Genomic DNA, 20,682 nt, shown 5'->3' with positions numbered 1-20,682 from the left:
AATTAGGCTTCTACAGCGAATGAAAGAAATCATATCCTAATGAAGTTGAGCGAAATAATCGCTTTTTGCTTGATGAAAAAATCATTTTAGTGTTTCATATGGTTGATTTGGCAATTTAAATGATGACACAACATGGGATAGTAAAATAGCTTTCATGAACAGAAAATAATCATGACGGGACATTTTTATATACACCACGAAAAATAATTCTTTGCTGGTCGAATTTCTATTTGCTCAGTTGTATTAAACAGTATAGAACATCCTGCTAGCGGTGACCTTACGCGTTATCTTCTTTCTAGATAGAGTTTATGCTTTGTCAAGAGATAGATGGAAGGAGCGATCAAAACCTATCACTACAATAAGTAAATTATTTTTTAAGGTGCGAAATTTGAGTTATTTATTAAAAGTTGGTAGAAATAATATTTCAAATGTTTAAAACTAGAGAAATGAAAGAAGCACAATTGAATTAAAGGATGAGAAAAATGCAGTTTACAAAAATATTAAAAGAAAGCCTCTTACTGCCACAAAAAAAAGCTATGTTTCAAATCAACCGAATTGGAATGGATAGTATTATGATCTATCTTTTCATTTTATTTATAGTCGCATCCTTACCTGAACTATTGTCACGGTTAACAGACTGGACTGGATCGGGTGGAGAAATGAATATTATTTTTCAGCTTATCTATTTCTTTATGTTCTATTATTTAATTTTATCTGTTTTATTACTGGGTGTTATTTCATTCATTGCTTATTTGGGCAGAGGGGTTGTCTATCTTGCAAACCGGAAACTCTACTACGGAACACTATGGAAATTAACTGCTTGCTCCATAACTATTCCCATCCTGGTATTTACTTTTATTTCGTTTATATGGCCGATTCCAGATTGGTTTTTATTTATCTTTTTTATTTACCCTTTTTTATTACTGATACGAATGGTTTTCTTGTATCCGCAAAAAAGAATTCGTAAAAGAAACTATTGAAATTCATCTGTAAACGTTTTATAGTGTTAATATGTATTTTTTAACAAGCATGTAAAGCGTTTACAGATGAAAGGAGTTTAGTATGGAAGAAATTTCTGTTTGGCTGACAATTGTCGGTCTTTTAATTATTTTTTCAATTGTTGGTCTGCTTATCTCGAATAAGATTAGCCCTATTGTTGGGATGACAATCATTCCTATTATCGGGGCTTTTATAGCAGGATTTAATTTTGAGGAACTATCTGGATTTTTAGCAGCTGGTTCTGAGCAAGTTATGGGCGTAGTGATTATGTTCATCTTTGCCATTGTTTATTTTGGAATTATGCAGGACAGTGGCTTATTTAATCCATTTATACGTTTTATGATTTTAGTAACTAAAGGAAATGTTATTATCGTTGCTATGGCAACGGCGGTTATTGGAATGATTGCACAGCTGGATGGTGCCGGAGCGTCTACTTTCCTTCTTTGTATCCCTGCATTACTTCCCCTATATAAGGAACTACATATGAGTCGTTATTTATTGCTATTATTAGTTGCTTTAAGTGCCAGTGTAATTAATATGATTCCCTGGGGCGGACCCGCAGCCCGTGCGGCGACAGTTATTAATATGGATCTAATTGAATTCTATCTGCCGCTTATTCCTGTACAAGCGATTGGTGCTGTACTCATTTTAATATTAGCAGCCTTTCTGGGACTTCGTGAAAAAAGAAAAATCAGTAAAAAGGTTGCTGCTGGAGAAATCGCAATAAGTGAAAGCGTTAATATTCTTGCAATCGCAGATAACTTTACCAAGAAACAAAATGAAGAAATGGCTGTAGCTAAAGAGCAGCCTCGAGATGTTGAATGGAGAAATATTGCAAACCTCGTTCTTACCATTCTAGTATTAGGAACTATGATGGCAGGTTTACTGGCACCTCAATATGCGTTTATGATTGGTGTTGCTATTGCCCTTCCATTGAACTACAAAGGTGTCGATCAGCAAATGAACCGTGTCAAAGAACACGCGCCAAACGCCTTAATGATGGCTGCTGTTATTTTAGCCGCTGGAGTATTCCTTGGTGTCCTGAATGAATCAGGGATGCTTGAACAAATAGCACTTACTGCCATTACTATTATGCCAGCTTTTGTTGTTCCAATTATACATATCATTGTTGGTATCTTCGGGGTTCCTTTAGATTTATTGACCAGCACAGATGCTTATTATTTCGCTTTACTGCCAATTGTTGATCAGATTGCAAGTACACAGGATATTGCGTCTGTATCCACTGCTTATTCCATGATGATTGGTAATATCATCGGAACATTTGTAAGTCCTTTCTCTCCTGCATTATGGTTGGGAATTGGACTTGCTTCAGCCAACATGGGTAAACATATCAAATACTCTTTCTTCTGGTTATGGGGATTCAGTATTGTACTATTAGGTTGTGCAATATTAATTGGTGTTGTAACAATCTAGCGTGAAAACAATACATTCTTTAGCTCTCTAAGTACAGGAAAATATTCTACTGTACTTAGAGAGCTTTTTTATTATTAGAAAGATATTTATAATTTGTCAAAATTAATATCCTTATTCTTTGATAATCTTAGTATATGACTAAAAGATAGAAAAAAATGCTGAAGAGCAGATATGATAAAATCAATTAAAATGATTACTTATCTGAGTCATATTAATCATTCTAATTGTATTATATTTTGAATATTTTTATAATAAACCCTATATGGAGGTGAAAAATAATATGGACATGCTGAATATCCTTATCGTTATTGTTATTGTCGTTTGTATTGCAGCTTTAGCCGGCACCATTTATGTAACAAAGCGATTAGATGATAATTACGAACGAAAGAAAAGCTTTTCAAGTCTTTCCTATATTTACTTCATCGGTCTTCCTGCAATTATTTTGGCCTCTGTACTGATATGGGCTTTCATTTAAAAGGATTTTGGGATGAGCTTTTTCTTCATAGTAAGTATACTGCTTTTTTATTGCTATTATTTTGATTTACATTTTTCATTATAAATATGATTCTCTTACCCTTAGGGACTAAAAAATATGTTTGTACTTAGTACATTAAAATTTAATATGCTTTTATCCTTTATCAATAATAAAACCCTTAAGTCCATCAGAACTTAAGGGTTTTATTATTACTCTGCTACGTAAGGCAATAAAGCCATTTGACGAGCACGTTTAATTGCAATTGTTAATTTACGTTGATATTTTGCAGAAGTTCCAGTTACACGACGAGGAAGAATTTTTCCACGTTCAGAAACGAAACGTCTTAGCAAGTCAACATCTTTATAATCGATGTGCGTAATTCCGTTTGCTGTGAAATAACACACCTTACGACGTTTTGCACGTCCGCGACGAGCTGCCATGTGAAACACTCCTTTTATATTATATTTGTTTAGATAACGACTTAAAACGGTAAATCATCATCTGATATATCAATCGGTTCTCCATTATTTTTAAATGGATCTTCCTGATTTTGGTTTTGGTTTTGATTAAAGCTTTGATTTTGATTTGATGAAAATGGATTTTGTTGATATTGGTTCTGATTATTTTGGTTACTCTGGTAGCCATCAGATTGATATTGCCCTCCGCCTTGAGAACCTTTTGTCTCCAGGAATTGAACACTATCTGCAACAATTTCTGTTACATAAACCCGTTTGCCATCTTGTCCATCGAAATTACGTGTTTGAACACGACCATCTACACCAATTAAGCTCCCTTTTTTCATATAGTTCGCCAGGTTTTCAGCTGGTCTACGCCAAACGACACAGTTTATAAAATCTGCTTCGCGATCTCCCTGTTGATTTGAAAAAGGTCTGTTAACAGCAATAGTAAAGTTGGCTACTGCCACACCATTTGGAGTATAGCGTAAATCAGGATCCCTCGTTAATCTGCCAACCAATACGACACGATTTAACATCAGAACCACTCCTTATTATTTTTCATCTCTAATTGTCATATGACGAATAATATCATCATTGAATTTCGCTAAACGATCAAACTCATTTACTGCAGCTTCATCACTTTGGAAATTGATAATAACATAATAGCCATCACGATAGTCATTGATTTCATATGCAAGACGCTTCTTGCCTTTTTCATCAACTTTTTCGATTTCCGCTCCGTTATCAGTAAGGATTTTGTTAAAACGCTCGATTAAAGCAGTTTGTGCTTCCTCTTCGATATCTGGGCGGATGATGTACATAGTTTCGTATTTTCTCATCCGTTACACCTCCTTTTGGTCTTAGCGGCCCTCATCTCTCATAATTCCACGTTGAATCATAGACATAAGAGCAAGGAATAATTATCTAATTACTCACAATGCAATATTATACCAAATAAATTATGTTATGACAAGTCTTCGAGAGAACCTGATTTACCTTTTTCAACTATTACGCTAACGTTCTTTTCATAGGGGTATTCTGAAAGCGAGATTGCAGCTAGTCAGAATACGCCATTATACATTAAAACGGAAATGAATAACGTCACCGTCCTGAACGATATATTCTTTTCCTTCCAGTCTTACTTTGCCTCTTTCTCTTGCAGTTGCCATATTGCCGGCATCCACTAAATCTTCATAAGATACGGTCTCTGCACGGATAAATCCACGCTCAAAATCAGTATGGATAATTCCCGCAGCCTGTGGTGCTTTTATCCCTTGACGGAAGGTCCATGCACGTACCTCCTGTTCACCGGCTGTGAAGTAAGTAGCCAGTCCAAGTAAGTTATAAGAAGCCTTAATTAATTTGTCTAAGCCTGATTCTGAAATACCTAAGTCTTCCAGAAATTCTTCTTTTTCTTCCGGCTCTAATTCTGCTATTTCTTCCTCAATCCGCGCGCAGACAACAATCACTTCTGCATTTTCATTCGCTGCATATTCTTTTACCTTTTGAACATTTTCATTTGAATCTGGATCTGCTACCTCATCTTCACTTACATTAGCTACATATAATGTTGGCTTACTCGTTAACAGATGAAGGCCCTTAACCGTTTTTTCCTGCTCTTCTGTAAACTCTAAAGCACGGACCGGCTGGTCATTCTCTAAACCTTCTTTAATCTTGTTCAGTAACTCATACTCCACCAGCGCTTCTTTATCCTTTTGACGTGCCAGCTTCTCCACACGATGGAATCGTTTATTTACAGATTCCAAATCTGCCAAAATCAGCTCCAAATTAATGATTTCAATATCATCTATCGGGTCTACCTTTCCAGAAACATGTGTAATATTCTCGTCTTCAAAACAACGGACAACCTGGCAAATCGCATCTACCTGTCTGATATGGGATAAGAATTGGTTTCCTAATCCTTCACCCTTGCTCGCACCCTTTACAATTCCTGCAATATCCGTAAATTCAAATGCTGTCGGGACTGTTTTTTTCGGTTTTACAAGCTCTGTTAATTTATTTAAACGTTCGTCTGGAACCTCCACAATCCCTACATTCGGATCAATCGTAGCAAATGGATAGTTTGCTGCTTCAGCTCCAGCCTGTGTGATTGCATTAAATAGTGTAGATTTCCCTACATTTGGAAGACCGACAATTCCTGCTGTTAATGCCATATTACCTTCTTCAACTCCTTAAGGATTCAATTCGTTCATGAACATTTTCGTAACTCCAATTATAGATAGTCCCTGATAAAAAGACAAGCATGAGAAAACTCAAAACAAGTGCATTCTTTAACACTGTTTTGAGTTTTCTTCTAAGAAAATATTTATTTTTCTCTTATCTTTTCATAAGCAAAATCTTTTTTTACTATTCTTCATGTTTTTCTAGAACTTTTTTAAGCTTCTTTGTAAAATCTCTTCTTGGGATAAGAACACTATGCCCGCAGCCGAGACATTTTATACGGATGTCCATCCCCATCCGAATAATTTTCCAGCGGTTTTCGCCACATGGATGGGGCTTTTTCATTTGGACAATGTCATTTAAACCAAAATCTTTATCCATACTCCCTGCTCCTTTTTGAAATAATGCTGTCTGGCTCTGAGCACCCGTTTAATCAGACGCTCAGAGGTTTCTTACATCCATTATAGCAAATTTAAGAGAGGTTTATCCTCGATTTTGCTGACGTTCTTGTGTTAATTGATCCATTTCCTGCTCGGAATAAGTGACAATCCGGGGAGAAGGAATTTTAATACCTGACTTATACAGCTTATCCTGAATCTCTTTACGGATATTCCGTTCTCCTGCCCATTGGAAGACCGGTTCTGTTTCAGCAATAACACGGACAACAAAGTGGGAAACATCCAAATTCTGAACACCGATAATCTCCGGAACACCTAAAATAAACTCATATTTATCAGGAAGTGTTTCTGCTACCTCCTGAATAATTTGTTCCACTTGTGCAACATCACTTTCATAAGGCACATTTACATCAACAACAGAAAGACCATTTCGAGCTGAATAATTGATCACCTGATCAATATTTCCGTTGGGAACAATGTTCAGCTCCCCTGTCCAGGAAACAATTTTTGATGTACGTAATCCAATTTCTTCCACAGTTCCTTCTATTCCAGCAGCTAACACATAATCTCCTACTGAAAATTGATCCTCAAAAATAATAAAGAAGCCTGTAATGATATCACGTACAAGGTTTTGTGCCCCAAAACCAATTGCCAGACCTGCAACACCAGCACCAGCTAGTAACGGTCCAATTTCAAAGTTAAAGACTTCCAATATCATAACAAGTGCCATAAAGTAAACAACATATGCTACGACACTCTTAATTAATTTCTTCAATGTATCTTCCCTGCGTTTTGGAATCCTTATCGGTCCGTGCTGCCTTTGTACAAATAACTTATCTACTATTTTCCGCACAATACCGACAACCAGCCAGGAAATAAGGAGAATCAAAACAATCCGGATCGCTCCTCCTAAAATAGCTAACCACAATTCAGGATCACTTAAATAATCCCATACCTTGTCAATTTGGTGGCTTATAAAATTCAAGTTCATGCGTATATAACTCCTTTCACTTCCCTATAAACAGCTCTTCCAGTGGATGTTAAAAAATACTACCATAATGTTTTTCCCATCTACAAAAAAATAAACATATAAAGCTAATATTTTGCATTTTTGATGCGTTGGCAGTTTGACCTTAGAACATCGGGATTATACTATTCTCCGATACCTTCATTTTTTTAACAGTCCTTTACTTAGAAGTTATATACATAATACCCATAAATGAAATGATTATTTTGTTTTTTTCCAAAATGGATAGGTTAACAGCCTCGCTAAAATATATAAATTAAGTATACCGTAAAGCGGATAGAGGAAGCTCACCAAATTCGCAAAACCAAATCCTGTCAATGGCAGCATGAGCAATACTGAAATAAGTACAATAAGATACATTGGCTTTTCTTCTTTTAAAAAAGACTGTACTCTCGTAGCAATCCCCAGCATTCCCGCCGCCGCAGTCGTAAAAATTGCCAGCCAGAGAAGAATAGACATAAATAGAATCATACCTAATGGAAATTCCTTTAAAATAGCGAATAAAGGAATCTCATACAGGATGATTTCATCTGCAATTTGAATCAGGCTGCTATTATAGATATACGAGACAACTCCTAAGCACAGCCCTGTCCCAATACAGCAAATAATGATTTCGCCCCTTCCTTTCACCTTATTTCCAATGGCCCCTAAAATAGCTATTAGAGGAAGGATATTTAGTGCTGTAAAAGGTAACGAAGCAAACCAGTTGCGCTGCTCGTGCCAATATGCAAACAGCTGTAAATTTTCTTTAGAGACATACACCACTAATACGTACAAAAGTCCACCAATCAAAATGGGCAATATAAGCTCATTAAAAGTCAATAAACCTTTTATCCCTTTAATAAATAACAACACGAGGACGATTCCGGTAATCCCAATGCCCATAGAATATGGTAAATGAAACACCTGCCCTGTTGCCCCGCTCCCGGCAATCATAATCATCGTTGTCGTAAAAAGATATAGAAGAATAAATCCGTCAAATGCTTTCGTCAGCTTTGTTCCCGCAATAATTTCTAATACAGGTAAATAATTAGCACTTTTCAATTGGTAGCTGATTACCATAATCACATAACAGGAAAACGAAAAAAGAAAAGAAAATATGACGATAGCCAGTCCACTTTCATGTCCAAAAAACTGCCACAGTTCTCTTCCTGACACATATCCGGCACCAATCGTTGCACCAAGAATTAACGCCGTCCATTGCAGGCCTCTTCTCCACATAGTACTTCCCCCAATTCATACGTATAGTTCTTCGTAATTTACCGTATACTGTAACAATATGATTTTGGAGGAACTGCTATGAATCTAAAAAATCGCCTGCGCATACAATCAAACCATTTCAGAGCAAATTATAAAGAACCCGACGTAGTTAAAACATTATCTGATCAAATATTTCCATGGTTTCCTTTGAAAGCAAATAATTATATTGCCATCTTTATTGGCACAGATCGTTCTACAGGAGACGCGTTAGGTCCGCTCGCCGGGACATATTTTGAGGAAATGCGTCCCAGGAATTTACATGTATATGGGACAGTTCACGACCCAGTACATGCTGTTAATTTACAAGAATCACTCTGCAATATTTATAAAAAATACGATAAACCTTATCTGATTGCAATTGATGCCTGCCTGGGCAAGAGCAGCTCTATCGGAAGTATTATTGCTGAAAATAAGCCTTTGAAGCCCGGCTTAGCATTAAATAAACAACTCCCACAGGTAGGAAATATGAATATTACAGGGGTTGTCAACGTCAGCGGTTTTATGGAGCACACTGTTTTACAAAACACCCGCCTGTCGCTCGTCATGGATATGGCTTTAGAAATAGCAGGTATACTCAAACAAGTTGATAACCAGCTAACCCATTCCCTGATTACACATACAGCTAAAAAGACGATTTAACACAGTAAAAAATCGGGCAATAAAAGCCCGATTTTTTTCATTTCTAAAATAATGTAAATACATAATAAACAATCACTACCGTCAAAATACTGGGTAATAAATTTCCGATACGAATTTTGGTGATATTTAATAAATTTAGACCGATCGCCAAAATAAGAAGTCCGCCAACTGCTGTCAGCTCTACAATTAAACCATCTAAAAAAGCGGTCGGCACCCACTTGTCAATTTGTGTTGCCAAAAGTGTAATCGAACCCTGATAAAGTACAACTGGAATTGCTGATAAGATAACACCAATACCTAATGTTGTTGTTAATACAAGTGCAGTAAATCCATCAATAATTCCTTTTGTAATCAAGATACCATGATCTCCTCGGATACCACTGTCTAAAGCTCCGATAATCGCCATTGCTCCGACACAAAATATAAGAGAAGCTGTAACAAACCCTTGAGAGATGCTTGTGTCATTTTCATTAGCGGCAAAACGGTAACCTATCCATTTCCCAAAACGGTTTAACCCCTCTTCTACCTTTAAGCCCTCCCCAATGATTGCTCCCGATAGCAGGCTTAGTAAGACAACAATGATTTGCTCCGTCTGCAAAGCCATTTGCAATCCAATCAAAACAATGGCAAGCCCTATTCCATTCATAACCGTCTCTTTAAACCGTTCGGGTATTTTTGTGAAAAATAATCCAATAATACTTCCAATAATAATAAATGCTAAATTAACAATTGTTCCAAATAAAGCCACTTTCAGACCTCCCGTTTAAAGAGGTTTTACCACACCGCAAAAGGTTTGCCTGAATGAGCAATCACATTCTCAGTCCCCCACCCAAAAATCTCTGTAAAACAACAATATCAAGCTTATTTTACAAAGTCCTCTCAAGAAATGTTCCACGTGAAACATTTCTGTTTAAATATGTTTTATATAATGATAAATAAGTCTATAAACACAATTCAGCTTTTTTATTATGCAGTCCGTAAAACTCCCAATAATTAAAGTTTCTTTTTATATACGATTAAAATTTATATAGTAATTTTATCTGTTTATACTCTTATATGTAGCAGTATTTTATCCTGTTTTCAAGCCTTCCTTTCGGATAAAGAGTTAAGGAGCATTATAATCAAATTTCAATTAATTTGCAATCCTTTTTCTTGATCATAAATCTATTAAAAATTACCCTGAGCTTATGATTTTTTAGAAACATTTGAGAATTGATTGAGCAAAATCTGAGAAACACCCTTTATGATATAAATTATAAAGAATGGGAGGCAAGCGAAATGGAGACTGTATTAGAAATTAAAAACTTAAATAAAAAATATAAAAGCCAATATGCTCTTAAAGATATTTCTTTGTCCATACAAAAAGGAGAAATCTATGGTTTAATCGGCAGAAATGGAGCGGGGAAAACAACATTATTAAAATCCATTGTGAAGTTAATTGATCCTACTAATGGACGGATTGCTTTATTCGGGTCTTCATCAGAAAAAACCTGGGTAAAGGCTTTACGCAGAACCGGCAGTGTTATTGAGATCCCAGTTGCCTATGAATCACTTTCCGGTTGGGAAAACCTTGCCTATTACTGCAAATTACGGGGAATTACCGACGAAAAAGCTATTATCCAGAAGACGCTGGATATCGTAGGATTGGATCCAAAAGATAAAAAGAAATTCAAAAATTATTCTTTAGGAATGAAACAGAAGCTGGGGATTGCCATCGCCATTTTGTCCCGGCCTGATTTTCTTATACTGGATGAACCGATTAACGGGTTAGATCCCCTCTCCATCATAGAATTCCGCCAATTGTTAAAAAGGCTGCAGCAGGAACAAGGTATGACCATCATTATTTCAAGTCATATTTTATCTGAACTTTATCATGTGGCTACCCGTTTTGGAATTATCCATCATGGTGAATTAGTGAAAGAAATCTCAAAAAATGAATTTGAGACACTGAGTCAAGAGTATATTGTATTACAGACTTCACAGATGGAGAATGCCAGTCGTGTATTGAAAGAAAAAAATCATTATCAAATTAAGATTATTGCCAAAGATACGATGCATATTTTCGATGACTCACATCAAATCAATCACATTGTTGTTTTGCTGGTGCAGCAGCAAATTCCTATCGATGCGATCTATTACCAAAAACAAGATTTAGAAAAATATTTCACAAGCTTAGTTCGTGACGAGATGGAGGAGATTACCTATGGTTAATGCGGTACGTGCAGATCTTTATCGTTTATTTCACACAAAAGGATTTTATATTACCCAGTTTTTATTAATCCTGTTTGTAGTCATTAGCGTCTCAGCAGAAGCTACAGGGAATGTTGGTGTAAATACTTTAGAGGAACCTACAGATATGCAAAGCCATTTGCAGGTTCATGATTGGGACAGCTATCAGACATTCATCGCTTTTTCCAGCATGGCCAGCTTCCTGATTTATTTCTGTCTGCCATTACTTGTTATGATTGCAGGCTATGATTTTGTCCATAAGAGTTATAAAAATCAACTGACTTCCGGTGTTTCCCGTCTTCAATACTTCGGGTCGAAGTATTTGATTTTCATCGTAGTCACAGCCCTGCAATTTCTTTTTTATTATACTTTTGCTTTTCTTACCGCTGCTGTTAAGAATGGAATTGGTACCGCTCCAAAGGATTTCTGGATGAATGCTTTACAAACAATAGGAATCCAATTTATAGCTTTCCAGGCCATTTTTATCATTGGCCTTTGCATTCTGGTTATCACATTTTCCAATGTAAGCAGTGTTATCATTATCATTGTAATCCCATTGATTATCAATGTTTTAAGCGCTTTTTTCAACATCGGCTGGCTCAAGTATTTCGACTTTCAATATGGGATTAATTTTGCTTGGATACGTGACTTACCAGATTTTTCCTGGCTGACTTTCCTGGGCTTCAGCTTAGGTGTTATTATTGTTATGAATTATATCGCTTATCAGGCTTTTCGCCATAAAAGCTTATAAGAACAATGTTTGTATTACAAAAGAAATAAGGTTCTATTACTTCTAACAAGCATAGAACCTTATTTCTTTTATTTAACCCGACACTCTCCCCTGCTTTTTATGCATGCGGCCAATCTAAGATCACCATAAATAAATCTTCTTTCTCTTGAATAATCAGGTAACCGCCTGTTAATTCGGCCAGTTCTCTTGCAATATATAAACCTAATCCAGAGGAATCCTCTGTTTTTGACATGTTTTCTGAATAAAAACGTGTCGTCAGCTTTTCTAAATTCTTAATGGGCTGCCTCTCCCGATTGACTACTTCTACCCGGACCCTCTCTTGTGTTTCACTTACACGAACCTGTAAACAATCTCTGCCATGTTTTAAAACATTTCCAAAAATATTTTGCATAATCCGCTTTAACAAATCGATATCATTTGTAATCATATACGCCTGTTCTAAATCAATATCAACGTCAAAATCCTTTTCCTGAAGAGCATCATAGTATTGTAATAATTCCTGCTTCACAAGCTCTGTAAGATTCACTGTCTGAAAGATAGGTTTAATAGATTGCTCTAAAAGGTTTTGGTATTCTAATAAAATATCTACACGCCCAGAAACTGTGCGTATATTATCTTGAATTTTCTCTAGTATTTCCTGTTCGTTTGTTTTCTTTCTCAAAAGCTGCTGCGTATAACCGCTGGCAACTGTCAACGGCGTACGAATATCATGGGTAATATTGTGAAGAGCTAATTTTAATGTCTCCTGTTCTTGCCGGCTTGTCACTTTCGTCTCTCTCAGCTCTTCAAAAAGCAGGTTAAACGCATTTATTACTTTTTCTACTTCCGTATTCTGTGTCTTACTTGTTAACAGCAAATTAGTTTCAGAGACTTTCTTCGCTTCTATATCAATCAATAATCTTTTTAGAGCGTTTTTTTGCTGAAAATAGAGAAAAGCAAAAAAACAGCATATACCGATTGATAAAATAACCAGGATGATCATCTCTTATCACCTGCCAGACGTACACCGATGCCCCAGATTGTCTCAATATATTCTTCTTCTGAATCTAACACAGCAATCTTTTTCCGCAAATTACTCAGCTGTGCATTTAAGGAATTATCTCCCGGCAAGTAGCTCTCCTTCCAAATGATTTCGTACAACTGCTCTTTCGTAAAAATCTGATTAGGATGCTCTAACAAATATGTTAGAATTTCAAATTCCTTCTTACCAAGCCGCACGCTTTCCTCATTACGTGAAATTTCAAAATTAGACATATCTACCATAATATTTTTAATGTACCGCAGACTATCTGTCTTGAGATCCTGTCTAAAATGACGTAACTGGACCGTGACCCTAGCAAATAATTCGTCATCATCAAAAGGCTTCGTAATATAATCATTAGCTCCATTCAGCAAATATTCACTGACAAGTCTTTTCTCTCCCAAAGCTGTCAGCATAATCACAGGTACTTGGCTGGCTTTGCGAATCTCTGATAATACCTGATCACCATTCTTTCCAGGCAGCATGATATCCAGCAATACTAGATCAGGAGATTCCTGTTGAAACAAAAGTAATCCTTCCGTTCCCGAATAGGCCCCTACTACATGATAGCTTTCTGATAATAGCTCTACTAACATTTGATTGATTTCGTTATTGTCTTCCACTACTAAGATTTTCGCCATACGTTGATTACTCCCACTATTTTTCTTTTATTAGTAGTATAGCAAAAGAAAAAGGAATTCCATATCCTATCTCAGATACGAAACTCCTTTATTTCACAAAAATATTTTATGCTTCCTGTTCCTCTCTTAACTCCGCCGGACGCACCAATCTTGAAATCAGACCGTGCTTTGGCGAAAGCAGAAAGGTTACAAAAAAGATACATCCTGTCGCAAGTGCCATGGAGCCGGAAATAGATGTATCCAGCCATGTTGCAATCCAATAACCGATAATGGCTGATAATACACCGAATCCGCCGCTAAGAAACAGCATTACGATTAACTTATCTGTCCATAGATAAGCTGCAGCTGCAGGCGTAATTAGCATCGCAACCACGAGTATCGCACCGACTGCATCAAAGGAAGCGACTGTTGTTACTGATACAAGCGTCATAAATAAATAGTGAAAGAATATCACCGGAATTCCTAAGCTCGCTGCCAGCGCTGCATCAAACGAAGTAATTTTCCATTCTTTATAAAAAGCAACGATGAAGAATATCACTACCAACAATACGAGTAAAAGTAATGCTGTCGCTTTGGGAATAGACCCAATCAAAGGAATATCCATCGTTGTAAATGGAATAAATGTAATCTCTCCCATCAGGGCGTGCTTTACATCTAAATGGACATTACCGACTGAAGTAGAGATTAGAATAACACCGATAGCAAACAGTGACGTAAAAACAATACCTAAGGAGGCATCATGCCGAACCTTCAAGCTCGATAATGTTTGAACCAGAAACGCAGTAAGAATTCCTGCAAAAATACCACCTATCAGCATCGCCGGCCCACTGACCTCCTGCGTCACCATATAAGCTAATACAATACCTAATAATACGGTATGGCTGATTCCATCTGCCATCATTGCCTGTTTTCTAAGAATAAGGAAGACCCCAATCAATCCGCAGGATAAACCGACCAGAGATGCTGTTAAAATAATCCACATGGAGTAGCTCATTGTGATCTTCCTCCTTTCTCTGTCATAACTTGCTGATGATCCAGACGTGAGGATCGCTGTTGCATTTTAAACTGGATATAGCGAATAACAATCCCATGCTCTTTTCCGAAAAATAATGATATAGTAAACACTGCTGCGGAAGTAAGTACGATAAATGGTCCAGTTGGCAGACCACTGCCAGTTGAACTTACCCATGTACCAAATGCACCCGATGCTCCCCCAATAACGGAGGAGAGTAATATCATCATTTTAAAAGAATGGGTCCAATACCTCGCGCTTACAGCTGGAATAATTAACATTGCCGCCATTAAAATAACACCGACAGCCTGTATGCCAATAACAATCGTTGTAACCAGTACAATGGTATAAAGCACATTCATACCACGTATGGATAATCCGATGCCTTTCGCAAAATCAGGATCAAATAAAAATAATTTCCATTCCTTAAAAGCAATGAATATGATAAAAATAACAATTGCTGCCAGTACAACCATAGTAATAACATCGGAACGTACCATTGCCGCAGCCTGCCCGTAAATAAAGTTATTTAACCCGCTCTGATTTCCCCCGGGAGAACGGTTGGCAATCGCCAAAAGCATCACTCCGACACCATAAAAGACAGATAATGTCATCCCCATGGCTGTGTCTTCAGTAATTCGGCTTGCACTTGTAAACCATTGAATAAAGAACGCTCCTAACAGAGCGCTAAGAGCAGCACCAATGACAAGCAATAACAGATTTTTTTCCTGAATAATCAAGAAAGCTACAACAACCCCGGGAAGAGCCGCATGGGACAAGGCGTCACTCATCAGATTTTGTCTCTTCCAATAAGCTAAACAGCCAATTCCGCCGGCAGCAATTCCCAGAATCATTGTACTCGCCATCACCCACAGCGTATTAATGTGAAGTAGATTGGATAACATATTGATCTCCCTTTCCAACCCATTGCATATCTCCACCATACGTTGTTGCAATATTATCCTTTGTAAATACTTCTTCTGTTTCACCATATGCATATACTGTTTTATTTAAAAATAAAACATGGTCAAAATATTCAGGGACGGTTTGTAAGTCATGATGGACGACTAAAACAGTTTTTCCATTGCTTTTTAATTCTTTCAAAATTGTCATAATCGCTTTTTCTGTGGATGCATCTACTCCTGCCAATGGTTCATCCATAAAGTATAGCTCCGCATCTTGGGCCAGCGCCCGCGCTAAAAATACACGCTGCTGCTGCCCTCCTGATAACTGGCTGATTTGCCGATGTGCGTATGCTTCCATTCCCATTTTCTTTAAGGCATTCATCGCTTTCTCTTTATCTTTTTTTGAAGGAATCCGAAACCAGCCAATCTTTCCATATAGACCCATCGTTACCACATCAAGCGCATCCGTAGGAAAATCCCAGTCTACAGATCCGCGCTGAGGAACATAACCGATTTTCTTCTTTGCGGTTTTAAAAGAACTGCCCCAAAAACTGACTTTTCCGGTCAGCTTAGGGTGAAGTCCTAACATAGTCTTAATTAATGTTGATTTACCGGCTCCATTAGGACCGACAATTGCTGTAATTGTTCCTTCCTTCACTTCAAAACCTACATCATTTAATACTTTATTTTTTTGGTAGGAAGCAGATAAATCATCCACATTTATAACAGATGATACCACTTTACTCATCTCCTCCAGATAATGCGTCATAAATTGTATTTATATTGTGTTCATACATTCCGATATAAGTACCTTCCGTTGTACCTTCTTCTCCCATTGCATCAGAGTATAATTCTCCTCCAATTTCAACATCAACACCTTGATTGGCAGCTCCTTCGATTACTGCATTTATCGTATCCTGATTAACGCTGCTTTCTACAAAGATAGCTGGAACATTATGTTCTACAATTGTAGTTATTGTATCATTGACGTCAGAAACTCCTGCTTCACTTTCTGTACTTATTCCTTGCAAGCCCACTACTTCAATGTCATTCATTCTTCCAAAATAACTAAATGCATCATGTGCAGTTACCAGGTAGCGCTGATCTTCAGGAATGTCTTGTAATTTTTCTGCTTCTGCCCCTAATTGGTCCAGCTTTTCGAAATATGCTTGTTTATTTTCTTCCAATTGATCAGCATATTCTGGTGCGTACTCTTTTAACTCTTCCACACCCGCATCCAATGCCTGCTGCCATAATTCGTAATCAAACCATACGTGCGGGTCAGTTGCCCCTTCTTCATCCGTTAGCAGTTCATCTTCCGGTAACGTATCAGCAATTGCTAATACTGGCTTTTCTTGACCAATAGACTCTAATGGTTCAACCATATTAGCTTCTAAATTTAAACCGCTATACAATACTACATCTGCTTCTTGCAATTTTGATATATCACTCTCTGTAGGATCATATAAATGCGGATCAATAGAAGGTCCCATCAAGCTTTCTACATTAACAAGATCACCGCCGATTTCAGATATCGGCTCTCCGATTTGTGCAATAGTTGTAACAACTTCAATCGGTTCACCATCTGCAGCTCCTTCTTCGCCTTCATCATTATCTGAGCCGCAAGCTGCTAATAATAATACCCCCATTAATATAGCAAAGCCCAATATCCTCTTCCAAGCTTCCTTCATCTTTCTTCCTCCCTCGTTTTTTGCGTAAGGTAAACTTTATTATCTACCACCTACTTTATGCATTGTATTTCGTTTTGTCAAGTAAATTTTATCTTGTCTATTATTTTTCGTTAGGGAAACTTTATTTCCATTATATTGAAGTTAGCGGTTACACCTTTGTTTTGAAAGCCTTATTGTCAGAACAATCAAGCTATAAATGAGACATTTTTAGTTTTATAAAAAATAAGACAGCAGCATTAATACTATTCTGTCTTACTGACTGCTTATTTATTTATCATTTTATGCTTTATTCAAATTTATAGTCACATGTCAAAAGTTTACGGATTATTAATGTTTTAGTTCATATTTGATTGATAGCTGCCGTAACACCGTCGTATTATTGATTGACATTTTTTGGCGGCTCATTCTCTTCCATATCCACCTACTATTATTCACATCTATAATCGTATAAAAATAGCCGATATATATTCTAATGAATGGTCACAGAATATATATCGGCTATTTTTTATTTTTCAAGATATTCCAGAATGCGATTTAAATCATCGTCATTATAAAATTCAATTTCAATTTTACCCTTCTTTTTTCCTTTATGAATATGAACCGCTGTTCCAAGAGCATCACGAAGTACAGTTTCTCTCTCCTGAATAAATATATCTTTTTTAGACTTCTTCTGTTTTTTCACCTGTTTTTCGTTCATTTCTATTATAAGCTTTTCTACTTGCCTTACATTTAACTTCTCTTTGCGTATTTTATCTGCTAAAACAACGATAGCTTCCGGATTCTTTAACCCAAGAAGTGCCCGTCCATGTCCCATCGACAGCTCGCCATTATTTATATAAGCAATAACTTCTTCAGGTAATGATAATAAACGAATCATATTCGCAATATGTGAACGGCTTTTTCCTAATCTTTCAGAGAGTACATGCTGGGTAATATTCAGCTTCTCTACTAAATTGGCGTAGGCTTGTGCTTCTTCAATTGGAGTCAGGTTTTCACGTTGGAGATTTTCTAACAACGCGATTTCCATCATTCGCTCATCCGTTAATTCCCGAATGATAGCAGGAATTGTCTTGAGTCCGGCTTCTTTCGCTGCCCGGTATCTTCTTTCTCCGACAACAATTTCATAGCCTTTAAGACTTTTTCTTACAATAATTGGTTGAATTACACCATATTCTTTGATAGAATCCTTTAACTCTTCAATGGAGTCTGCTTGAAAGCTCTTTCTCGGCTGATAAGGATTGGGACGGCATTTAGATAATTCAATCTCTTGAATATTATCTTTATTGTCTTTTTCTGCTTCTGGAAATAACGCATTAATCCCTTTACCTAACCCTCTCTGCATTTGTCATCACTTCCTTCGCTAAATCAAGATATACCTCTGCACCGCGGGATTTGGGGTCATAAGAGATAATTGGCTGACCATGGCTTGGTGCTTCACCTAAACGAACATTTCTTGGAATAATTGTTTCAAATACTTTATCCTGGAAATACTTTTTCACTTCTTCAATAACTTGAATTCCAAGATTAGTACGTGCATCCAGCATTGTTAAAAGAACACCTTCAATCATTAATTCTTTATTTAAATGCTTTTGCACCAGTCTTATCGTATTTAATAGCTGACTCAGCCCTTCTAATGCATAATACTCGCATTGTACCGGAATCATTACAGTATCTGATGCAGTTAATGCATTAATTGTCAGTAACCCTAATGATGGCGGACAATCAATAATAATGTAATCATACTGGTCTTTTATCTCACCTAATGCAGATTTTAAACGTATTTCTCTTGATATAATGGGAACAAGTTCAATTTCTGATCCTGCAAGCTGTATTGTAGCAGGAATAATATCTAAGTTCTCTAAATTTGAAGAAACAATGACATCTTCTGCTGGCGTATCCTCTACTAACACATTGTAGATACATTGATTAACATCTGCCTTATTAACGCCGACACCACTCGTTGCATTTCCTTGAGGATCTGTATCAACGAGCAGTACCTTATTCCCCAATGAAGCTAAACAAGCGCTGACATTCACAGACGATGTTGTTTTTCCAACGCCACCTTTTTGATTTGCGATGGATATAATTTTCCCCATGTTGACACCTACCTTACTCGGAGGTTGTTCAAATCTTTCTTGATAAAATGAAAGTTCATTCAGCAGAGTTCATCAAACTTTTGCCGCTAAATGATAGTACTTCAAAGGCGCCTCATAAAGGCCCTTGAACAAATCAGGCAGTATGTGTCCAGTCCATTATCTATTATCTTTTCTTCATCTTAGTTAAGAAATCAAATTTTTCACGGACACTTTTACCATGATAAATTGAATAAATCCAGCATTTTTCATTCTTTTTATCAAAAAAACTTGAGCAATCACTTCTCTATTCACTATCATAGCATTTATTTATAAATTACGATGCTTTCTAGCAAATTTTAATTTAATTTTAATATAGAATTATCCAAAGTACCACCTGCGAATTCTAATATCTCCTATTATATATTAATTCTCTTCAAAATAAATACCCATCTCAACTAAAGATGGGCAATAAAAAACATAAATGCCGATAATTCCGCAACTATTTTTGTTTAGGTATTTTAATAGTTATTTGATAATAATCTTCCAGTTCCTGTTCATCTGATTCCACGTCAACACCAGTATCTGATACCATATTAAGCGACTGCCTGATTGTATTCATGGCAATTCGGACATCTTTATTGATACCTTTCAATTTAGGTCTTGGCTTCCGCTTCTCTTCTTTTGGCTCATTGATTTTAGCAATTCGCTCTTCTGTTTGTTTCACATTCCATTCTTTTTCAAGAACTTCTTTTAAAACAAGAAGCTGCTGCTCTTCGTCTTTTAACTTAATTAAAGCACGGGCATGTCTTTCTGTAATTAATTTCTTTAATAAAGCATCCTGTACCTCTTTTGGCAGCTTTAATAACCGCAGCTTATTCGCAATCGTAGACTGATTTTTACCAAGACGCTGTGCTAATGCTTCCTGTGTCAAATCATGCAGCTCAAGCAGCTTGTTATATGCGATAGCTTCTTCAATGACAGTCAGTTCTTCACGTTGTAAATTTTCAATCAGCGCAACAGAGGCCGTTTCTGTATCGCTCATTTCACGAATAATTGCGGACACTTTCTTCCAGCCTAAATGCTGAACTGCCCGCCATCTTCTTTCCCCTGCAATTAATTCGAAAGAATCATCATCTATTTTACGAACGACAATTGGCTGGATCATACCATGTGTGTGTATGGTTTGAGCTAACTCTTTAATCTTTTCTTCCTGAAAAATCGTTCGTGGCTGGTAGCGATTGGCCTGAATTTTATCGATATCGAGTTGAATCACTTCATCTGAAGAATAGGAAACCTTGTCCGTATCAATTGGATCCTTATCGCTTTTTCCAAATATCCGATTAAAAGGACTCACCACTTGCTGACACCACCTTCTAAAATTAACAAACTATTTCTTTATTCCATCTATATAAAATAAAAGCTCGAGGCTTTACGCAATAATTATTTTAACTGAGCCCATTCATGTTAATTTCATACCTGATCTTCA

Annotated in this window: 23 protein-coding genes; 6 read left to right on the top strand and 17 right to left on the bottom strand. The window is 36.7% G+C overall.

Annotation, left to right across the window (positions count from 1 at the left end):
* Positions 1 to 482 precede the first annotated feature (482 nt).
* From OSO01_RS21990 to OSO01_RS21980, 3 genes are all read left to right on the top strand, one after another.
* Positions 483 to 980: a hypothetical protein gene (locus OSO01_RS21990; RefSeq protein ID WP_147212606.1), complete on the top strand. Its 498-nt coding sequence runs from the start codon at positions 483 to 485 to the stop codon at positions 978 to 980.
* Between the two features lie 82 nt (positions 981 to 1,062).
* The gene (locus OSO01_RS21985) at positions 1,063 to 2,433 is read left to right on the top strand and encodes a CitMHS family transporter (RefSeq protein ID WP_147212605.1); all 1,371 of its coding nucleotides are present in this window, start codon (positions 1,063 to 1,065) and stop codon (positions 2,431 to 2,433) included.
* 280 nt (positions 2,434 to 2,713) lie between these two features.
* Entirely contained in the window at positions 2,714 to 2,908 is a 195-nt protein-coding gene (locus OSO01_RS21980; RefSeq protein ID WP_147212604.1) for a BshB3 potential contributor to bacillithiol synthesis, read from the top strand.
* Between the two features lie 209 nt (positions 2,909 to 3,117).
* On the opposite strand, the gene rpsR is transcribed toward OSO01_RS21980, so the two are convergent.
* The 7 genes from rpsR to OSO01_RS21945 all read right to left on the bottom strand — a co-directional run bounded on the left by rpsR (position 3,118) and on the right by OSO01_RS21945 (position 8,193).
* Positions 3,118 to 3,348, bottom strand: coding sequence for a 30S ribosomal protein S18 (gene rpsR / locus OSO01_RS21975; protein ID WP_077602766.1), 231 nt, complete (start codon positions 3,346 to 3,348; stop codon positions 3,118 to 3,120).
* Between the two features lie 41 nt (positions 3,349 to 3,389).
* Positions 3,390 to 3,902: a single-stranded DNA-binding protein gene (gene ssb / locus OSO01_RS21970; RefSeq protein ID WP_147212603.1), complete on the bottom strand. Its 513-nt coding sequence runs from the start codon at positions 3,900 to 3,902 to the stop codon at positions 3,390 to 3,392.
* Positions 3,903 to 3,917: 15 nt separating this feature from the next.
* Positions 3,918 to 4,205, bottom strand: a complete 288-nt coding sequence (gene rpsF / locus OSO01_RS21965) for a 30S ribosomal protein S6 (protein WP_077602768.1) — start codon at positions 4,203 to 4,205, stop codon at positions 3,918 to 3,920.
* A gap of 234 nt (positions 4,206 to 4,439) precedes the next feature.
* Positions 4,440 to 5,540: a redox-regulated ATPase YchF gene (ychF, locus tag OSO01_RS21960; RefSeq protein ID WP_147212602.1), complete on the bottom strand. Its 1,101-nt coding sequence runs from the start codon at positions 5,538 to 5,540 to the stop codon at positions 4,440 to 4,442.
* Positions 5,541 to 5,733: 193 nt separating this feature from the next.
* On the bottom strand, positions 5,734 to 5,928 hold the full coding sequence (locus OSO01_RS21955; RefSeq protein ID WP_147212601.1) for a DUF951 domain-containing protein: 195 nt from the start codon (positions 5,926 to 5,928) through the stop codon (positions 5,734 to 5,736).
* 102 nt (positions 5,929 to 6,030) lie between these two features.
* Positions 6,031 to 6,936, bottom strand: coding sequence for a mechanosensitive ion channel family protein (locus OSO01_RS21950; protein WP_186813739.1), 906 nt, complete (start codon positions 6,934 to 6,936; stop codon positions 6,031 to 6,033).
* A gap of 237 nt (positions 6,937 to 7,173) precedes the next feature.
* Positions 7,174 to 8,193, bottom strand: coding sequence for a YkvI family membrane protein (locus OSO01_RS21945; RefSeq protein WP_147212600.1), 1,020 nt, complete (start codon positions 8,191 to 8,193; stop codon positions 7,174 to 7,176).
* A gap of 78 nt (positions 8,194 to 8,271) precedes the next feature.
* On the opposite strand from OSO01_RS21945, the gene yyaC reads away from it, so the two are divergent.
* Positions 8,272 to 8,871 carry a spore protease YyaC gene (gene yyaC / locus OSO01_RS21940; RefSeq protein WP_147212599.1) on the top strand — a complete coding sequence of 200 codons (600 nt, stop codon included), beginning with the start codon at positions 8,272 to 8,274 and terminating at the stop codon, positions 8,869 to 8,871.
* A 43-nt stretch (positions 8,872 to 8,914) separates the two neighbouring features.
* On the opposite strand, the gene OSO01_RS21935 is transcribed toward yyaC, so the two are convergent.
* Positions 8,915 to 9,619 carry a DUF554 domain-containing protein gene (locus OSO01_RS21935; protein ID WP_147212598.1) on the bottom strand — a complete coding sequence of 235 codons (705 nt, stop codon included), beginning with the start codon at positions 9,617 to 9,619 and terminating at the stop codon, positions 8,915 to 8,917.
* A 530-nt stretch (positions 9,620 to 10,149) separates the two neighbouring features.
* Between OSO01_RS21935 and OSO01_RS21930 the strand changes: the two genes are divergently transcribed.
* Entirely contained in the window at positions 10,150 to 11,082 is a 933-nt protein-coding gene (locus tag OSO01_RS21930) for an ABC transporter ATP-binding protein (RefSeq protein WP_147212597.1), read from the top strand.
* Entirely contained in the window at positions 11,075 to 11,851 is a 777-nt protein-coding gene (locus OSO01_RS21925; RefSeq protein WP_147212596.1) for an ABC-2 transporter permease family protein, read from the top strand. The genes OSO01_RS21930 and OSO01_RS21925 overlap by 8 nt, the downstream gene beginning before the upstream one ends.
* Before the next feature lie 97 nt (positions 11,852 to 11,948).
* On the opposite strand, the gene OSO01_RS21920 is transcribed toward OSO01_RS21925, so the two are convergent.
* The 9 genes from OSO01_RS21920 to noc form a co-directional block, all read right to left on the bottom strand.
* A complete protein-coding gene (locus tag OSO01_RS21920) occupies positions 11,949 to 12,833 on the bottom strand; it encodes a sensor histidine kinase (protein ID WP_147212595.1) in 885 nt (294 codons plus the stop codon).
* Complete coding sequence (locus OSO01_RS21915; RefSeq protein WP_147212594.1) at positions 12,830 to 13,513, bottom strand: response regulator transcription factor; 684 nt, start codon at positions 13,511 to 13,513, stop codon at positions 12,830 to 12,832. Before OSO01_RS21915 ends, OSO01_RS21920 begins: the two co-directional genes overlap by 4 nt.
* A 106-nt stretch (positions 13,514 to 13,619) precedes the next feature.
* Positions 13,620 to 14,507 carry a metal ABC transporter permease gene (locus OSO01_RS21910; RefSeq protein ID WP_147212593.1) on the bottom strand — a complete coding sequence of 296 codons (888 nt, stop codon included), beginning with the start codon at positions 14,505 to 14,507 and terminating at the stop codon, positions 13,620 to 13,622.
* Positions 14,504 to 15,430 (bottom strand): metal ABC transporter permease, encoded by a 927-nt coding sequence (locus tag OSO01_RS21905; protein WP_147212592.1) that lies wholly within the window; start codon positions 15,428 to 15,430, stop codon positions 14,504 to 14,506. Before OSO01_RS21905 ends, OSO01_RS21910 begins: the two co-directional genes overlap by 4 nt.
* Positions 15,405 to 16,178: a metal ABC transporter ATP-binding protein gene (locus OSO01_RS21900; protein ID WP_147212591.1), complete on the bottom strand. Its 774-nt coding sequence runs from the start codon at positions 16,176 to 16,178 to the stop codon at positions 15,405 to 15,407. The genes OSO01_RS21905 and OSO01_RS21900 overlap by 26 nt, the downstream gene beginning before the upstream one ends.
* Complete coding sequence (locus OSO01_RS21895; protein WP_147212590.1) at positions 16,171 to 17,121, bottom strand: metal ABC transporter solute-binding protein, Zn/Mn family; 951 nt, start codon at positions 17,119 to 17,121, stop codon at positions 16,171 to 16,173. Before OSO01_RS21895 ends, OSO01_RS21900 begins: the two co-directional genes overlap by 8 nt.
* Before the next feature lie 505 nt (positions 17,122 to 17,626).
* Entirely contained in the window at positions 17,627 to 18,463 is an 837-nt protein-coding gene (locus OSO01_RS21890) for a ParB/RepB/Spo0J family partition protein (RefSeq protein ID WP_147212589.1), read from the bottom strand.
* A complete protein-coding gene (locus OSO01_RS21885) occupies positions 18,444 to 19,217 on the bottom strand; it encodes a ParA family protein (RefSeq protein WP_077602784.1) in 774 nt (257 codons plus the stop codon). The genes OSO01_RS21890 and OSO01_RS21885 overlap by 20 nt, the downstream gene beginning before the upstream one ends.
* A gap of 478 nt (positions 19,218 to 19,695) precedes the next feature.
* Positions 19,696 to 20,553: a nucleoid occlusion protein gene (noc, locus tag OSO01_RS21880; RefSeq protein ID WP_147212588.1), complete on the bottom strand. Its 858-nt coding sequence runs from the start codon at positions 20,551 to 20,553 to the stop codon at positions 19,696 to 19,698.
* Between the last annotated feature and the right edge of the window lie 129 nt (positions 20,554 to 20,682).

Origin of the sequence: Oceanobacillus sojae, from assembly GCF_007991515.1 — a bacterium.
GTDB lineage: Bacteria > Bacillota > Bacilli > Bacillales > Amphibacillaceae > Oceanobacillus > Oceanobacillus sojae.
This window is presented reverse-complemented; position numbering and strand designations above follow the sequence as displayed.